This window comes from Ignavibacteria bacterium, from assembly GCA_041649015.1.
Classification (GTDB): Bacteria; Bacteroidota; Ignavibacteria; order Tepidaquicellales; family Tepidaquicellaceae; genus CAIKZJ01.
This window is the reverse complement of the sequence record JBAZNU010000006.1, coordinates 132,718-149,288: the sequence shown is the minus strand read 5'-3', so window position 1 is coordinate 149,288 and position 16,571 is coordinate 132,718. Positions and strand designations below refer to the sequence as shown.

The following is a 16,571-nucleotide window of genomic DNA, read 5'->3' as shown; positions in this document are numbered from 1 at the left end:
ACAACTATCAAATGACAACTATCAACTAATAACAGTATTCATCCGCCACCGATAGCGCTTTCGAAATTATCTCCATTCCTTCATCCGCTTCCTCTTTAGTAATACAAAGCGGGGGAGCGATGAAAATTAAATTCCATCTTCCCATCGTGTACATTCCTTGCTCGGCAATTTTACCCATAACTTTATTCATTATTTCCATTTCCGCCGCGGGAGCGTTCCATCTTGCCATAGGTTCTTTCGTTTCTCTGTTCTTCACAAGTTCAAGACAACCAAGCAGCCCCGTGTTTCTGAAATCTCCTATGCAAGGATGTACTTTCTTCATTTCTTCAACTTTATCCTCAATGTATTTTCCCATTTTAGCTGCATTCTCTATAAGATTTTCTTCTTCATACACATCAAGTACTGCATTTGCCGCAGCGCAAGCAACGGCATGAGCAGAATAAGTTAATCCTAAAGGAAGAGGTTTTTCATCGAATGCTTTTGCAATCTCATCTCTCACAATAATTCCGCCTAATGGTATGTATGCAGATGTTAATCCTTTAGCTATCGGCATTATATCGGGTACAACATCATGATGATTAATTCCAAACCATTTTCCCGTTCTCCCGAATCCGCTCATAACCTCGTCAGCAATCGTCAGAATTCCATATTTATCCGCAATCTCTTTTACTCTTTTCCAGTATCCCTTTGGATATTTTATGCATCCCGAAGAACCCGATTCCCCCTCAAGCATTATTGCTGCTATGTTTTGAGGTCCTTCGTACTGTATTACTCTTACCAAGTGACTTATTGCATTATCCGCACATTCCTCAGGGGTTTTGCTGTTCCATGGGCATCTGTAAAAATAGGGGTTTTCAATATGTACAAAATTAGGCGGCTGCTGCGAATCTATTGTGTGTCTTCTCGGATCTCCTCCTGCTGCAGCACTCGCATATGTTGCACCATGATATGATTGATAAAATGTAATTATCTTATGCCTTCCCGTATAAACTCTCGCAAGTTTAATCGCATTCTCAACTGCTTCTGCACCGCCAAGCGTGAAAAAAGTCTTGTTCATATTCCCCGGTGAAATTTCCGCAAGTTTTTTCCCAAGGTCTCCTCGTGCGGCTGTTATCATTCCGGGATATACATAACTTAATTCGCTCATCTGTTTAGCAACTGCTTCCGCTACTTTCGGATGACCATGCCCGATGTTTACGCATACTAGCTGAGACGAAAAATCAAAGATTCTCTTACCGTCGTAATCATAAAGGAATATTCCTTTTGCGCTTTTTATGTTTAGCGGCTTAAGTCCTTTTTGTTTAGACCATGATGTTAATGTGTATTCCAGATTATTCTTTAGAATTTTGTCCTTATCTGTTGTTATTTTATACATGAGTGTTTTGACCTTATTTTAAATTAACTCATCCAGTTTGTTTTTGCTTCTGCATTCCATTTAATGCTTGTTTTCTTTGGCTGCATCCATAATCCCAGCGAACTTTTTCCTGTTATTTCATTTGTCCCGAATTTTGATTCATTCCATCCTCCGAATGAAAATGGCTCTCTCGGTACGGGTACTCCTATGTTTACACCTATCATTCCGGCAGATGCTTTTTCTGCAACCGTCCTGGCGTAACTTCCGTTCTGTGTAAACACAGCTGCTGCATTTCCGTATTCCGAGCTGTTTTCAATATTTATTGCCTCATCAAGTGATTGTACTCTCATTATCGCGAGAACAGGTCCGAATACTTCCTCCTTTGCTATTGCCATTTCTGGTTTTACATTATCAATAACTGTCGGTCCAACATAGTAACCGCCTTCCTTTCCCTCGACAATTGCATTCCTGCCGTCAACAAGTATCCGCGCACCCTGCTTTTCTGCATCAGTAATATATTTCTCAATTCTCTCTTTTGCTGCTTTAGAAATTACCGAACCGAGATTCTTTCCCGGTATTATCTTTCTTGCTTCTTCGCAAAGCTTTTCAATAATGTGGTCAACAGGTCCCACGCCAACCATGGCTGAAGCCGCCATGCACCTTTGTCCGGCGCATCCTGTCATTGATGCTGCTACATTCGAAGCCGTCATTTCAACATTTGCATCAGGAAGAACAATCAAGTGATTCTTTGCTCCGCCAAGTGCGGTACACTTCTTAAAATTAGATGTTGCCCTTGCATACACAATCTTCGCAACTTTAGTAGAGCCGACAAATGACACTGCTTTTATATCCGGATGGTCGCAAATCGCCTCTGTTATTTCTTTGTCTCCGTTAACTACATTAAACACCCCATCCGGTAGCCCTGCTTCTTTTAGCATTTCCGCAATGTGATTCGATGTAATCGGAACCTGCTCCGAGGGCTTGAAAACCATCGTGTTCCCCGCAGCTATTGCGTTAGGAATCGTCCAGTGAGGAACCATGTGCGGGAAATTAAAGGGTGCAATTGAAGCAACAACTCCTATCGGATGATAATCAATCCTGCATTCCACTCCGTTGCTTACTTCAAGAATTTCGCCTGAAACAATCTGCGGCAATGAACATGCAAACTCTGTCAGTTCAATGCTCTTTTCGACTTCTGCTCTTGCTTCACCGGGCGTTTTACCGTTCTCTATGTGTGTTAGGTACGAAAGTTCTTCTAAATTCTTTTCAAGAATTGTTTTATACTTGTAGAAAATCTGAACCCTCTCTTTTATCGGAATCGCAGACCATGCAGGAAATGCTTTTTTCGCTGATTCTACAGCAGCATCGAGCTCTGCTTTTCCTGATAACGGGACTTTTGAAATTACTTTCCCGTCGAGCGGGCAGATTACATCAAGCATTTTTCCTTTTCCTGAAATAAACTCTCCGCCTATATAATTTCTTACCTCTTTATATATCAGTTTTTCCATCTCTTTGTTAATTGATTTTTGTAAAAATTACACATCAGAGTAATAATTCTCTGATAAAATATATCATTAATGCCTATTCAGCATAATTATAACCCTATGAATACTAATTTTAAATTAAATCTACAAGACAAAATGTAAACTATTTTTTGTAACATTCACATTTTTTCTAAACAGGATTTTTCTGACATTCTGCCGGTAAACCTTGAAACATAACTTGTCTCGAATTGGTCTTTAATTGGTCTTAAAAATATATCCAAATAGTACTGACAAATTTGTTAATTTATTTCTGCCAATTCATCTAAATTTTTCATTTAACTAATTTCTATTTGTTTGTAATATTCTTATATTTATTCATGTACGGAAAAATAAGTCCTAAAATAATTACTTGTTTATGTGATATTTCTGGTCAAAACCACGTATTAACTGACGCTGAAAATATTGATAAATATTCACGCGATGAAACTGAAGATTTATCTTTTCCGCCCGAAGTAATAGTAAAACCCGGTACTTCAAAAGAAATTTCTGAAATACTTAAACTCGCCAACCAAAACTTAATACCTGTTTATACAAGGGGCGGAGGCACAGGTCTATCAGGTGGTGCTTTACCGGTTTATGGAGGAATTGTAATCTCTATGGAGAGATTCAATAAAATCCTTGAAATAGATGAGCAGAATTTTCAGGCAGTTGTCGAAGCAGGAGTAATCACACAGATTTTTCAGGAAGAACTTGAAAAAGTCGGTCTATTCTATCCTGTTGACCCTGCTTCACGCGGAAGTTGCTTTATCGGAGGGAATATTGCCGAATGCTCAGGCGGACCCCGAGCAGCAAAATATGGCGTGACCAGAAATTACATTCTCGGACTCGAGTTTGTCACTCCGACAGGTGAGATTATTTTTACCGGCTCAAGAACAATCAAGAATGTAACGGGGTATAGTCTTGCTCAGCTTATTTGTGGTAGTGAAGGTACGCTGGGAATTGTTACAAAGATTGTATTTAGAATTCTTGCTCTGCCAAAATATAAAAAGATTTTGTTGATTGCATACAATAATGTTCGGGAATGTATTTCTTCTGTTTCCGAAATTTATAGAAATGGTGTCAATCCCGCTGCGCTTGAATTCCTGACAAAAGATGCTGTTAAAGCCGCAGAAAATCAGCTTGGAAAAAGTTTTCCAAACGGCGATTCCCGGGCCCAGCTTTTGATTGAACTTGACGGAAACAACGAGGATGTACTGAACAGCGATATTCAAACTATTTCCGATACAGTTGAAAAATTCAATCCTTCGGATATTATTCTTGCCGAAGACCGTTCGAAAATGGAAGAACTGTGGGAATTGCGCCGCTCAGTCGGTGAAGCAGTTAAATCAATTTCTACTTACAAGGAAGAAGATACTGTAGTTCCGAGAGCAAAACTTCCCGAACTTCTTGACGGATTAATGAACATATCAAAGAAATATAATTTAAGAATTATTTCATACGGTCATGCGGGAGACGGCAATTTACACATAAACATTCTCAAAGAAAATCTTTCCGATGATTACTGGAATACTAATGTTAAGTCTGCAATAAAAGAGATTTTTGAACATACTGTCTCGCTCGGTGGAACAATCTCAGGCGAGCATGGCATTGGATACACACAGAAAGAGTTTCTGCCTATTGCTCTGTCAAAGGAAGAAATCGAACTCTCAAAAAACATAAAGAAAACATTTGACCCTAATTTTATATTGAATCCGGGCAAAATATTTGCAGATTTTATATGATATCAAACGAAACACATTTAAGAATGCTTTACACGCATACGGATATTATGGGCGTAGTTAATAACGTGCATTATCTTGAATTCTTTGAGGCAGGAAGAAATGAGTTGATGAGAGCAATGGGATATCCGTATCCCAGACTCGAAGCAAAAAACGTGGGACTTCCGCTGATAGAAGCACACGTTAATTATAAAACACCGGCAAAATATGACGACCTAATTCGAATCGTCGCATCGCTTAAGAAATTACCAACCGTTAGAATAAAAATTGATTATGAAATATATGTTGATGAACGGCTTGTCGCAAGCGGATACACTACGCATTCATTCCTTGACCTGAAGAAGTTTAAACCGGTAAGACCTCCTGAAGATTTTATGGAAGTAATCAAAAAGTTAATGATAAAGTAAATATTAAAGTTATGACAAACAAAACATTTTACAGAAATTTCGATTTCAAAGCGGCAGAGAAGCTTATAAAAATGGCTATTAAGGAAGATGTCGGCAGCGGAGATATAACTTCAGAATTGCTTATTCCGAAAGATAAAAAGTCTGCTGCAAACCTTCTAATGAAAGATCCGGGTGTTGTTGCGGGTATTGAAATATTCAAACTCGTACATAAAATAGTCGACCCGAAAACTGCCGTAAAAACCGCGTGTCCCGAAGGACAGATAATTAGAAAATGCTCTCGTATCGCAATCATAAAAGGAAATTCAAGAAGTATACTGAAAGCAGAAAGACTTTCTCTTAATATTATTCAGCGTATGAGTGGTATCGCTACGGCCGTTTATGCACTTAAAAGAAGATTAAACAATAATTCTGTTAAGATTGTTGATACAAGAAAAACAATTCCAAACTTCAGGTTGTTCGAAAAGCTTGCAGTTAAGATTGGCGGCGGCGATAATCACAGGTTCGGTTTGTATGATATGATACTTATAAAAGATAATCATATCGAAGCTAACGGCGGAATTGCAAACACACTCATAAAACTTAAAAAAGTTCTGAAAAGCAGGAACATTAAAGTTGAAATCGAAGTTAAAAATCTGGACGAATTTTGTATTGTTCAGGATCTCGGTAAGGGAATTGTTGATTTTGTAATGCTCGATAATTTTTCGATAAATGAAATAGAATCAGCAACTAATTTAAATAAAAAGAGGTTTAAATTAGAAGTTTCCGGAGGTATAAACTCAAAAAATATTGGAGAATTAAGCGGTATAAAAGGTATTGATGTAATATCCGTCGGTGCATTAACGCACTCCGTCAAGTCTATGGACTTGTCCTTGGATTTTATATCTTGACATATAAAATTTAATAACTTAAATTATAAACTTTAAAAAACTAACTTAAATACTATGAAAAACACAAAATACAATTTAAGTTTTATAGTCGCAATTTTGGTCTTAGTTTCTCTTGTCGTTGCTTGCGGCAAACTAAAAGATATCGCACAGGAAGAAACTAAGAAAGAAGAAACAAAGAAAGAAGAAACCACTACCAAAACTGAAAAGTCAACTGATACAAAGACTGAATCTTCCAGCCAGAAGGAAGGCTTGCCGAAACTTTATTTCTGCGAACAATATGTTAACGGTGAAGAAGTCGGAGTAAGCAAAAGATTCACACCGGGTTGGTTAACAGTTATGCTCGATACACGTCCGGCTGGTACAAAACTTGGTACCGGAAAAGTTGAATTAAGGCTCTCAAAAATTAAAAATGCTTCAGGCGAAGAAATCAGCGAGAAAATCCTTAAATCAGTTCCTTTCGACGTTCAGGCTGACTGGGATTACACATATTTTACTGATAAAAAGAATTTAAAATTTGATTCACCGGGTACATACAGGGTTGTTTGCCAGAAGAAAGACGGAACCCCTATTGCAGAAGGTGAAGTTGAAGTTGTTCCTAACTAAGAGTTTTTTATTAAAATAAAAAGGTCTAATATTAAAGACCAAAGGAGAAAATTATGAGAAAGCTATTTGTATTATTTTCCGTATTTGCTGTGTTAGCAATTTTCGGATTCACTTCAAACGTTAATGCTCAAAACGGACCTGTACTTTATTTTTGTGAAAGGTACGGCGACGACGGAGAAGTAGGCATAAGCGACAGATTCACTACCGGTTATTTAACGGTAATGGTTAAGTGTGATTATGCACTCGGCTTGAGCAATGTTAACATACAGTTCGATAAATACAACGTAAATACGAAATCTTTTGAGTATTATAAGAAGTTCTCTTACGTCGTCGAACCAACAATGAAGTATATTTACTTCGCGAAAAACTCAACGAGCGATATGAAGTTCAGCGACCCGGGAATATACAGAGTATTCCTGCTTGACGGAAATGGTTCAACTGTAACCAGTGCTTTAATAGAAATTATCAATTAATTATTATCTGTATTTTTTATAAAAAGGTTATTCCTTATTTTAAGGAATAACCTTTTGCATTATGCATAAATGATCGATAAGTTAAAGTCACTATCTAAAGATACTCTGATATACGGTACAAGTACCATCCTTGGAAGGTTCCTGAATTTTCTATTTGTTCCTATTTATACTAATCTTTTTCTTCCTGCTGAGTTCGGAATTGTTGCCAATATTTATGCGTACGTTGCAATATTAAATGTTTTCTTTACAATCGGATTGGAATCGGGTTATTTTAAGTTTGCGTCAACTTTAGAGGTAGGTTCGGCAAAAGAGAATTTCTCCCACCCGTTTCTCGGTATATTCTTAAATTCATTCATACTATCCGGTATATTATTCGTTTTTTCCTCCGGATTCACTTCTGTATTTCAGATTGCTGAAACCAGAGAAGTACTCCTGAAATATACCGCACTGATTCTATTCTTCGACGCTATATCAACCGTACCGTTTGCATACCTCCGGCTCGAGCATAAACCTATGAAATTCGCTTTGATAAGGCTTGTCAATATAGTTGCGACTGTTGTATTAAATGTATTCTTTATAGTCGTGCTCAGGAAAGGGATTGAATATGTTTTCATCTCAAACGTCATCGCTTCCGGTCTGACCTTAATCTTGTTAGTGCCGGTGATTGTTAAGAATCTTAAGATTTCTTTCAACAAAGAGCTTGTTAATGAACTGCTAAAGTTTTCACTGCCTTATATACCCGCAGGTATAAGCGCTAATATAATTCAGGTAGTAAACAGGCCTATACTCACCGCGTTGACTAACGACCATACAGTAGGAATTTTTCAGGCTAACTATCGTCTTGGAATTTTCATGATGCTCTTTGTTTCAATGTTTGAGTTTGCCTGGCGTCCATTCTTTCTGCAGAATGCTAACGACCCGAATGCAAAGCAGTTGTACGCAAAAGTTATGACCTTTTTCCTGACAGTCGCCGCTGTAATATTTATATTTTTAACCTTGTTTATAGATAACATTGTAGCAATACCTCTCCCCGGACGCGGGTACCTTGTCGGCAAGGCTTATTGGGGCGGACTTAGTATTGTTCCCGTAATTCTTCTCGCTTATGTTTTCTATGGTATTTATGTTAACCTTATGGCCGGAATATATATCGAGAAAAAAACAAAATATTTAATTTATATAACGGGCAGTGCAGCAGTAATTAATATTGCCGCTAATTTTATTCTTATTCCTGTTATAGGTATGATGGGTGCTGCAACTGCAACCCTTATCAGCTATGCCGTCGAGGTAGCGGGAATATACTATATCGCACAAAAGTACTACAGAATAGATTACGAATTTAAAAAGATAGCATTCATTTTCGTGCTGATTACCGCAGCCCTTGTCTCTTATTTCTTCCTTCATTATTTTGATTATTTCCTTCTTAAAATAGCAATTTTTGTCGTTATTACGAGTTTTATATTCGTACTTAAAATTGTTGATGTTAATATTATTAAAAGATTCTTATGATGAAAAGTGTGTTAATTCTCTTCTTAATGATTATTTCGTGTTCTTTGTACGGGCAGTTTATTAATCAGTCTTTCGAGACAGGAAGCACAATGCTGATTAAAGATCATTTCGATTTGATCCAAGGTAAACAAATCGCGGTAATAACCAACAGGACAGGCGTCGATAAAAACGGAAAGCATATAATTGATTTGCTCGTTGAAGCGGGTATAGACGTTAAAAAGATATTTACCCCCGAGCACGGTTTCTCCGCCGATGATACTTATAAAACTTCAGGCATTTCAATTCCCGTAGTTTCATTATACGGAAATAAATATTCATACTCTAAATCTGACGTTGAAGATATCGATATTGTAATTTTTGACATACAGGAACTTGGAGCCCGTTTCTATACTTACACATCAACGCTTTTCCTTACCTTGCAGGATGCAAAGAAATACGGAAAAGAATACATAATCTGTGACAGACCTTCCGTCGCCAATATTAGCAGCTCAGAGGGATTTCTACTCGACGAAAAATTCTCATCTTTTGTTGGTAAGATACCGACACCCGTCATTACCGGTTTAACAGTTGGCGAACTTGGAAATTTCCTTAATGGTGAATACGTAAATCATGATAATTTCAAAGTTGTTAAGATGAAAGGTTACGGTAGAAATGTGATTTATGAAAATATTATGGATGTATGGATTAATCCTTCTCCAAGTATCAATTCAATTGAAAGCGGTAGAATTTATCCTGCTTTGTGTTTCCTTGAAGGTACGAATATCTCCGAGGGACGCGGTACCGAAACACCGTTTCAGGTATTCGGGGCACCGTTCATCGACAGTGATATTTTGCTTGAAAAAATTAATAGTTATAACTTGGAAGGAATTTCTTTTGAAAAGACCGAATTCTCTCCGGATCAGTCATTGCTCCCTTCTTACACATCCATGAAATACCCCGGAAAGAAATGCCATGGATTAAAAGTTACGGTCACCGATGTTTTAAAATTCAATCCATTTAAAACATCCGTAGCAATACTTCTATCATTGAACAGTACTTTCTCCGAATTCAAATGGACTCAGAAGAATTTCATCGATAAGCTTGCAGGTACGGATATACTGCGTAATATGATAAATACAGGAAAAACTCTTGAAGAAATAGTAGCTGCATCAGAAATAGATTCACGAAATTTCCGTGAATCCGCTATTCCTTACTTGCTTTATTAGTTCAAGCGAAAACTTCTTTTCGTTTTCGTATTTGTTTTAGTTATTTACCTGTCTCTCAATACTTCTTACATATCATTTAGCACAGATGCTCTTTTACTCTACTTCTCCGCCTCAAATACCGCCATCGCAGTAATATTCACAATATCATCCACGTAATTTCCCGGTCCGAGTAGGTACACAGGTTTTTTAATACCCAGCAATATCGGTCCTATAGCAATCGCTCCGCCAACACTCGCAAGAAGTTTGTAAGCTATATTCGCAGAAGTCAAATCAGGGCAAATCAGAACATTTGCCTTTTCCTTCAGTCCGCTGAAAGGATAATACTCATTCATAATCTCAGGACTCATTGCTGTATCTGCCATCATCTCCCCTTCAACAGTAAGGTCGGGTCTTAGCTTTTTAACAATCTCTGTTGCCTTCCTGACCTTATCCGTGTATGGATGAATAGTGCTTCCGAAATTACTGAAAGAGAGCATTGCTAACTTCGGAGTTACACCAATTTTTTTCACTTTGTCCGCTGTAAGAATGGCAATATCTGCGAGTTGTTCCGCATCAGGGTCAATGTTTATCGTTGCATCAGATATAAAAATTCTCTGATTCTTGAATATCATCATGTACATTCCCGCTATGCACTTCACACCCTCATCCTTTCCTATGATTTGCAGAGCCGGCTTAACAGTCGAAGGATAGTGTTGTGTAAGTCCCGAAATAAGCCCGTCCGCATCGCCGTTCCTCACCATCATCATACCGAATATATTCGGAGTCTTCAATAGTCTCTTCGAATCAATCTTCGTAACTCCCTTTCTCTTCCTGAAATCAAAATAGTCATCTGCATAGGTATCAAGTTTTTGTGAAGTCAAAGGCTCAATTATCTCAAGGTCGTTTTTTTCAAAATGAAGCCCAAGGTCAACAATATTCTGAACAATCGTTTCCTTATCTCCTATCAGGACAGGTTTTGCTATTCCCTCATCAACAATAATCTGTGCAGCACGCAATATCTTCAATTCCTCTCCTTCCGGAAATACAATCTTCTTGTTTACTCTCTGCGCTTTATGAATGAAGAATCTCATTACCTCGTTCGCCTTCCCGAGTCTCGCTTCAAGCCTGTCTTTGTACTCGTCAAAATCCATTATAGGATTTTTTGCTACATTAGTAAACATAGCCGCCTCTGCAACAGCCGGAGCTTCCCACAGCAGTACTCTCGGGTCAAAAGGCTTTGGAATAATGTAATCCTTTCCGAATTCGAATCTCTTTCCGCCGTATGCTCTTAAAACCGAATCAGGTATATCTTCCTTAGCAAGTTTCGCAAGTGCCATCGAAGCTGCTATCTTCATTTCATTATTTATTGTGGATGCTCTCACGTCAAGTGCCCCTCTGAAGATAAACGGGAACCCAAGAACATTATTAACCTGATTTGGATAATCGCTTCTTCCGGTCGCCATTATAATATCGTCACGAACTGATACTGCTTCAGGGTAAGTAATTTCGGGGTCGGGATTTGCCATCGCAAAAACGATAGGGAAGTCAGCCATGCTCTTCACCATCTCCTTCGTTAAAACGCCCTTCTTCGAAACACCGCAAAAACAGTCAGCACCCTTTATAACTTCCGCAAGTGTACGGTGCTCTGTATCCTGTGCAAAGTACTCCTTATACTTATTCATCCCTTCTTTGCGTCCTTTATATACTACACCTTTTGTATCAACAAGAAAAATGTTCTCTCTTTTCACTCCAAGCGATTCATAAAGATTAGCGCATGCAATCCCCGCCGAACCCGCACCGCTGAACACAACCTTCACCTCGCCGACTTTTTTCTTCACAATCTCGATTGCATTAATCAAAGCAGCACCGCTGATGATTGCCGTTCCGTGCTGGTCATCATGGAAGACGGGTATTTTCATCGTCTTCTTAAGCTCTTCTTCAATGTAGAAACACTCGGGTGCTTTAATGTCTTCAAGATTAATTCCGCCGAATGTCGGTTCAAGAAGCTGAACTGCTTTTATAATCTCATCAGGATCTTCAGTGTTGAGTTCTATATCAAACACATCAACGTCCGCGAACCTTTTAAATAAAACTCCTTTACCTTCCATTACAGGTTTCCCCGCCAGAGCGCCAATATTGCCCAGACCAAGTACGGCTGTTCCGTTTGATACAACAGCTACAAGATTCCCTTTAGCCGTGTATCTATATGCATCGTCGGGATTTTTTTCAATATCCAGACATGGGTCTGCAACTCCGGGCGTGTATGCGAGTGATAAATCCCTTTGAGTTGAACATGGTTTTGAAGATACAACTTCAATCTTGCCGGGTCTTCCCAGCTGATGATAGTCGAGCGCGTCTTGTTTCCTAATCATAATAATAGATTAATTATTTGAGGTATGATATAAATATATATAAAATGATTTATGAATATAAGTGAAAATAAAACCTCTAAATATTACTTCCATTGTATCCCTTCCAATAATATCTTTTGCTCTTTACCTTATATTATTTTTCCCTGCGTCCCTTGCGTTAAAAAGTTCTTTTACTATTCAATTTCTCTTAGCAATAAATCCAAGCTCTTCTCTGCGTCCCTTGCTCTTCTCTGCGTCCTCTGCGACACCCGCGGTAAAACATCTTTCTCTAAACCTTATATTATTTTCCCCTGCGTCCCCCTGCGTAAGAAGTTCTTTTGTTATTCAATCGTTCTTATCAATAAATCCAAGCTCTTCTCTGCTCTTCTTTGCGTCCTCTGCGACCCCCGCGGTAAAACATCTTGCTCTTAACCTTATATTATTTTTCCCTGCGTCCCTTGCGTTAAAAAGTTCTTTTATTATTCAATTGTTCTTCGCAATAGATACAAGTTCTTCTCTGCGTCCTTTGCGCTCCCTGCGGTAAAATATCTTGCTCTTAACCTTATATTATTTTCCTCTGCGTTCCCTGCGTTAAAAAGTTCTTTTATTATAATCGTTCTTAGCAATAAATCCAAGTTCTTCTCTGCGTCCCTTGCTCTTCTCTGCGTCCTTTGCGTTCCCCGCGGTAAAATATTTTGCTCTTATGATTAAATTAATTTTCTTTGCGTCCCCTGCGGTAAAAAGTTCTTTTATTATTCAATCGTTCTTAGCAATAAATCCAAGCACTTCTCTGCTCTTCTTTGCGTCCTTTGCTTTCCCTGCGGTAAAAAATCTTGCTCTTTACCTTATTTTGTTTTTCTCTGCGTCCTCTGCGGTAGAATATCTTGCTCTTAACCTTATATTATTTTTCCCTGCGTCCCTTGCGTTAAAAAGTTCTTTTATTATTCAATTGTTCTTAGCAATAAATCCAAGCTCTTCTCTGCTCTTCTCTGCGTCCTCTGCGCCCCCCGCGTTAAAAAGTTCTTTTATTATTCAATTGTTCTTAGCAATAAATCCAAGCTCTTCTCTGCGTCCCTTTGCTCTTCTCTGCGTCCCCCGCGGTAAAATATTTTGCTCTTAACCTTATTTTGTTCTTCTTTGCGTCCCCTGCGGTAGAATATCTTGCTCTTAACCTTATATTATTTTCCTCTGCGTTCCCTGCGTAAGAAGTTCTTTTGTTATTCAATCGTTCTTATCAATAAATCCAAGCTCTTCTCTTCTCTTCTTTGCGTCCTCTGCGACCCCCGCGGTAAAATATCTTTCTCTATACAATTACATTTGCTTTTCGTAGTGGTCTGCCTACTCTTTGTTATGATCTTTTCTCTTGCTCTAAACAATAAAAAATGTTCTTCTTAGTGGTCTTAGTGTTTTAGTGGTGAAATTCTTTCTTTTGTTTGTAGATTTATTTACGACGTGTCTTTTGCGACCCCTGCAGTTATATACTTTGCTCTTTAAATTCTCAGAGCACTCAGCGGCAAAAACACCCCCCCTCGGTTCAGACGATTTAATGCATTTCAAATGAGAAAGATTTTAAGTAATTTGAACAACTACTCACTAAAATCTTAATGTTATAACACTATGTCAGTAATGAATAAAATTTGGAGCAAAGCCCGTTCCACATCGAAAACTATTGTCCTTCCCGAAGGCAGCGAAAGAAGAAATCTTCTTGCTGCTGAAAAAGTAACACGGGAAAAACTCGCTAATGTGGTTTTGCTTGGCAATGAAGAAGAAATTCAAAGCGAAGCAAAGAAACATAATGCAAACATCAACGGGATTAAGATAATTGACCCCGTGAAATCGGATAAACTTGATAACTATGCAAACATTTTCTTTGAACTTAGAAAATCAAAAGGCGTTACGAAAGAAACCGCTTTGGAGACGATGAAAGACACAGTTTATTTTGGAACAATGATGGTAAAAAACGGCGATGCCGACGGTCTCGTATCCGGTGCAATTCACTCAACGGGCGACTTGCTCAGACCCGGTTTTCAGATTATTAAAACCGCACCCGGAATTTCAGGTGTCTCCAGTTGTTTCATAATGGAAGTGCCCGACTGCACTTTCGGCGAAAACGGCGTTATTGTGTTTGCCGACTGCGCAATCATACCAAACCCTGATGCTGAAGAGCTTGCTTCAATCGCAATCTCGTCCGCAGGTACTGCAAAAAGTCTTTTAAATATCGAACCAAGAGTTGCTATGCTTTCTTTCTCCACAAAAGGCAGTGCGAAACATGAACTTGTCGATAAAGTCGTGGAAGCAACCCGGATAGCAAAAGAGAGGGCTCCGGATTTATTAATAGACGGTGAACTTCAGCTTGACGCAGCTTTCGTTCCTGAAGTTGGGAAAATGAAAGCGAAAGAAAGCCCCGTCGCAGGAAAAGCAAACGTTATTATATTCCCTGACTTGCAATCGGGAAATATCGGGTACAAACTCGTACAGCGTCTTGCAAAGGCAAACACAATCGGTCCTGTCTCACAGGGTTTTGCTCTGCCTATCAATGACCTTTCGAGGGGTTGTACGGCGGATGAGATTGTTGACGTCATTGCTATAACGGCAGTACAGGCAATCGGTTAAATAATTATTAAACGTTAATAACAAAATCATGAAAATATTTGTAGTTAATACCGGAAGTTCTTCATTAAAATATCAGTTGATTGATATGAAGGGTGAAAAAGTCATATCAAAAGGTATAGTTGAAAGAATTGGCGAAGAAGGTTCTTTAATGTCTTTTACGAACAACGGCGGCGATAAGCAAAAAGTCGTCCATCCTGTTTCAAATCATTCAGAGGCGATGAAACTCGTTTTTGATATGCTTACCGATAAAACAGGAGGAGTCATAAAAAGTGTTTCAGAGATTAATGCTATCGGCCACAGGGTTGTTCATGCGGGCGAAAGATATAACGGCTCGGTTTTAATAACCGAAGATGTAATAAATGCACTTGAAGATTGTGCTTTCTTCGCACCTCTTCATAATCCTGCAAACATAAAAGGTATTAAGGCATGTCAGGAAGTGCTTCCCGGCACTCCTATGGTCGGGGTTTTCGATACGGCATTCCATCAGACTATGCCCGATTATGCTTACATGTATGCACTGCCCTATGGTCTTTATGAAAAATACAAAATCAGAAGGTACGGTTTTCACGGTACTTCGCACAGGTACGTATCAGCCGTTGCTATGGAATTACTCGGTAAGAAAAACTCTAAGATTATTTCCTGCCATCTCGGAAACGGTGCAAGCGTAGCAGCAATTCTGAACGGTATAAGCATTGATACATCCATGGGACACACTCCCACAGGCGGATTGATAATGGGTACACGCTGCGGCGACCTTGACCCTGCCCTTATTCCTATACTCGAAAGCGTTGAACATCTGACCCCGAAACAGATTGATGAAGTGATGAATAAGAAAAGCGGAATGCTCGGAATATCAGGAATCAGCAATGATTTCAGAGACCTCGAGGATGAATTCCATCGCGGAAACGTAAGAGCAAAGCTGGCGCTTGAAATGTTCGACTACATGCTGAAAAAGTATATCGGTGCCTACATACTCGTTCTCGGAGGACTTGACGCTTTGGTCTTCACAGCCGGCATAGGAGAAAATGACTGGGAAACGAGGTACGAAGCCTGCAAAAATATGGAATTCATGGGACTTTATCTTGACGTGGAAAAGAATAAAAACACAAGAGGCGTTTTGGAAGAAATAAGTCTGCCTGAATCCAAAGTGAAAGTATATGTAATACCAACGAACGAAGAACTGATGATAGCGAGAGATACGAAAAGCATAATTGAAAAACTTAATTCGTAACTCGTAACTATCTAACGATTTGTAATCCGCGAGACCCCGCAAAGATCTTGAGCGGGGATCAAGCGGTCTGCCAATCAGGCCTGCCCAAGGCAGGGGATCTTATAAAGACTTATTATTTTACTTTGTATCCGTGTCCTCCGTGCGCATTCTGTGCCCGCCAGGGCAGGCCGTGGCTGACCTTCATGGTGAAAATCTTTCGCTCTTATTATTTCACCCAAGTTTCTTCATTCCTTAATTCCTAATTCTAAATTATTAACTATTATTTATTATTTCCAATTTCTTAATTCTTATTTCCAATTTCCTAATTCCTAATTCCTAACTATTAATTCTTAATTATTAATTATCAATTCTTAATTCTAAATTCCTAATTCTTTTTCTTAACTATTAATTATTAATTATTAATTATCAATTATTATTTCCTAATTATTAACTATCAATTATTAATTATTATTTCTTAACTATTAACTATTAATTATTAATTATTAATTATTATTTCTCTTCTAAGTATCTTTTCCGTATATTGCTTTTAACAAAATAAATTATTAGCTTTCAGCGAATATTATTGAATGGATATTTAAAAAAGCGAGAACAGTAACAAGGTATAGTTAAATAAATATTGATAAGAAAAATTTAAAGTTTTAAATAGTTCTATCAAAAAGAGTAAATAGGGGTACTTTTATATTAACTAAAACTATACAAA

General features: G+C 38.4%; 13 protein-coding genes. 9 read left to right on the top strand and 4 right to left on the bottom strand.

Annotated elements, in window-relative coordinates; all coding sequences use genetic code 11:
- Nucleotides 1-25 precede the first annotated feature (25 nt).
- Together WC644_10935 and WC644_10930 are read right to left on the bottom strand one after the other, a co-directional pair.
- A complete protein-coding gene (locus WC644_10935) occupies nt 26-1,375 on the bottom strand; it encodes an aminotransferase class III-fold pyridoxal phosphate-dependent enzyme (protein ID MFA5012451.1) in 1,350 nt (449 codons plus the stop codon).
- A 23-nt stretch (nt 1,376-1,398) separates the two neighbouring features.
- Complete coding sequence (locus WC644_10930) at nt 1,399-2,853, bottom strand: CoA-acylating methylmalonate-semialdehyde dehydrogenase (GenBank protein MFA5012450.1); 1,455 nt, start codon at nt 2,851-2,853, stop codon at nt 1,399-1,401.
- Between the two features lie 362 nt (nt 2,854-3,215).
- Here WC644_10930 and WC644_10925 point away from each other — a divergent pair, with 362 nt between their 5' ends.
- From WC644_10925 to WC644_10895, 7 genes are all read left to right on the top strand, one after another.
- Nucleotides 3,216-4,619, top strand: a complete 1,404-nt coding sequence (locus WC644_10925) for an FAD-linked oxidase C-terminal domain-containing protein (GenBank protein MFA5012449.1) — start codon at nt 3,216-3,218, stop codon at nt 4,617-4,619.
- Nucleotides 4,616-5,023: a thioesterase family protein gene (locus WC644_10920; protein ID MFA5012448.1), complete on the top strand. Its 408-nt coding sequence runs from the start codon at nt 4,616-4,618 to the stop codon at nt 5,021-5,023. The genes WC644_10925 and WC644_10920 overlap by 4 nt, the downstream gene beginning before the upstream one ends.
- Nucleotides 5,024-5,034: 11 nt before the next feature.
- Nucleotides 5,035-5,910, top strand: a complete 876-nt coding sequence (nadC, locus tag WC644_10915) for a carboxylating nicotinate-nucleotide diphosphorylase (GenBank protein MFA5012447.1) — start codon at nt 5,035-5,037, stop codon at nt 5,908-5,910.
- A 54-nt stretch (nt 5,911-5,964) separates the two neighbouring features.
- On the top strand, nt 5,965-6,513 hold the full coding sequence (locus WC644_10910) for a hypothetical protein (GenBank protein ID MFA5012446.1): 549 nt from the start codon (nt 5,965-5,967) through the stop codon (nt 6,511-6,513).
- 53 nt (nt 6,514-6,566) lie between these two features.
- Nucleotides 6,567-6,986 (top strand): hypothetical protein, encoded by a 420-nt coding sequence (locus tag WC644_10905; GenBank protein MFA5012445.1) that lies wholly within the window; start codon nt 6,567-6,569, stop codon nt 6,984-6,986.
- Nucleotides 6,987-7,055: 69 nt separating this feature from the next.
- Nucleotides 7,056-8,492: an oligosaccharide flippase family protein gene (locus tag WC644_10900; GenBank protein ID MFA5012444.1), complete on the top strand. Its 1,437-nt coding sequence runs from the start codon at nt 7,056-7,058 to the stop codon at nt 8,490-8,492.
- Nucleotides 8,489-9,697, top strand: coding sequence for a DUF1343 domain-containing protein (locus WC644_10895; protein MFA5012443.1), 1,209 nt, complete (start codon nt 8,489-8,491; stop codon nt 9,695-9,697). The genes WC644_10900 and WC644_10895 overlap by 4 nt, the downstream gene beginning before the upstream one ends.
- 98 nt (nt 9,698-9,795) lie before the next feature.
- Here WC644_10895 and WC644_10890 read toward each other — a convergent pair whose 3' ends face one another.
- Both WC644_10890 and WC644_10885 read right to left on the bottom strand, forming a co-directional pair.
- Entirely contained in the window at nt 9,796-12,048 is a 2,253-nt protein-coding gene (locus tag WC644_10890; GenBank protein MFA5012442.1) for an NADP-dependent malic enzyme, read from the bottom strand.
- 1,021 nt (nt 12,049-13,069) lie between these two features.
- Nucleotides 13,070-13,252, bottom strand: coding sequence for a hypothetical protein (locus tag WC644_10885; GenBank protein MFA5012441.1), 183 nt, complete (start codon nt 13,250-13,252; stop codon nt 13,070-13,072).
- A gap of 392 nt (nt 13,253-13,644) precedes the next feature.
- Here WC644_10885 and pta point away from each other — a divergent pair, with 392 nt between their 5' ends.
- A complete protein-coding gene (gene pta / locus WC644_10880; GenBank protein ID MFA5012440.1) occupies nt 13,645-14,640 on the top strand; it encodes a phosphate acetyltransferase in 996 nt (331 codons plus the stop codon).
- Between the two features lie 28 nt (nt 14,641-14,668).
- Nucleotides 14,669-15,871 (top strand): acetate kinase, encoded by a 1,203-nt coding sequence (locus WC644_10875; GenBank protein MFA5012439.1) that lies wholly within the window; start codon nt 14,669-14,671, stop codon nt 15,869-15,871.
- The last annotated feature ends 700 nt before the right edge of the window (nt 15,872-16,571 follow it).

Coding starts and splice junctions, on each gene's coding strand:
- pta (MFA5012440.1), top strand. CDS start 13,645: ATGTCAGTAATGAATAAAATTTGGAGCAAAGCCCGTTCCACATCGAAA.
- WC644_10905 (MFA5012445.1), top strand. CDS start 6,567: ATGAGAAAGCTATTTGTATTATTTTCCGTATTTGCTGTGTTAGCAATT.
- WC644_10910 (MFA5012446.1), top strand. CDS start 5,965: ATGAAAAACACAAAATACAATTTAAGTTTTATAGTCGCAATTTTGGTC.
- WC644_10890 (MFA5012442.1), bottom strand. CDS start 12,048: ATGATTAGGAAACAAGACGCGCTCGACTATCATCAGCTGGGAAGACCC.
- WC644_10925 (MFA5012449.1), top strand. CDS start 3,216: ATGTACGGAAAAATAAGTCCTAAAATAATTACTTGTTTATGTGATATT.
- WC644_10895 (MFA5012443.1), top strand. CDS start 8,489: ATGATGAAAAGTGTGTTAATTCTCTTCTTAATGATTATTTCGTGTTCT.
- WC644_10920 (MFA5012448.1), top strand. CDS start 4,616: ATGATATCAAACGAAACACATTTAAGAATGCTTTACACGCATACGGAT.
- nadC (MFA5012447.1), top strand. CDS start 5,035: ATGACAAACAAAACATTTTACAGAAATTTCGATTTCAAAGCGGCAGAG.
- WC644_10900 (MFA5012444.1), top strand. CDS start 7,056: ATGATCGATAAGTTAAAGTCACTATCTAAAGATACTCTGATATACGGT.
- WC644_10875 (MFA5012439.1), top strand. CDS start 14,669: ATGAAAATATTTGTAGTTAATACCGGAAGTTCTTCATTAAAATATCAG.
- WC644_10935 (MFA5012451.1), bottom strand. CDS start 1,375: ATGTATAAAATAACAACAGATAAGGACAAAATTCTAAAGAATAATCTG.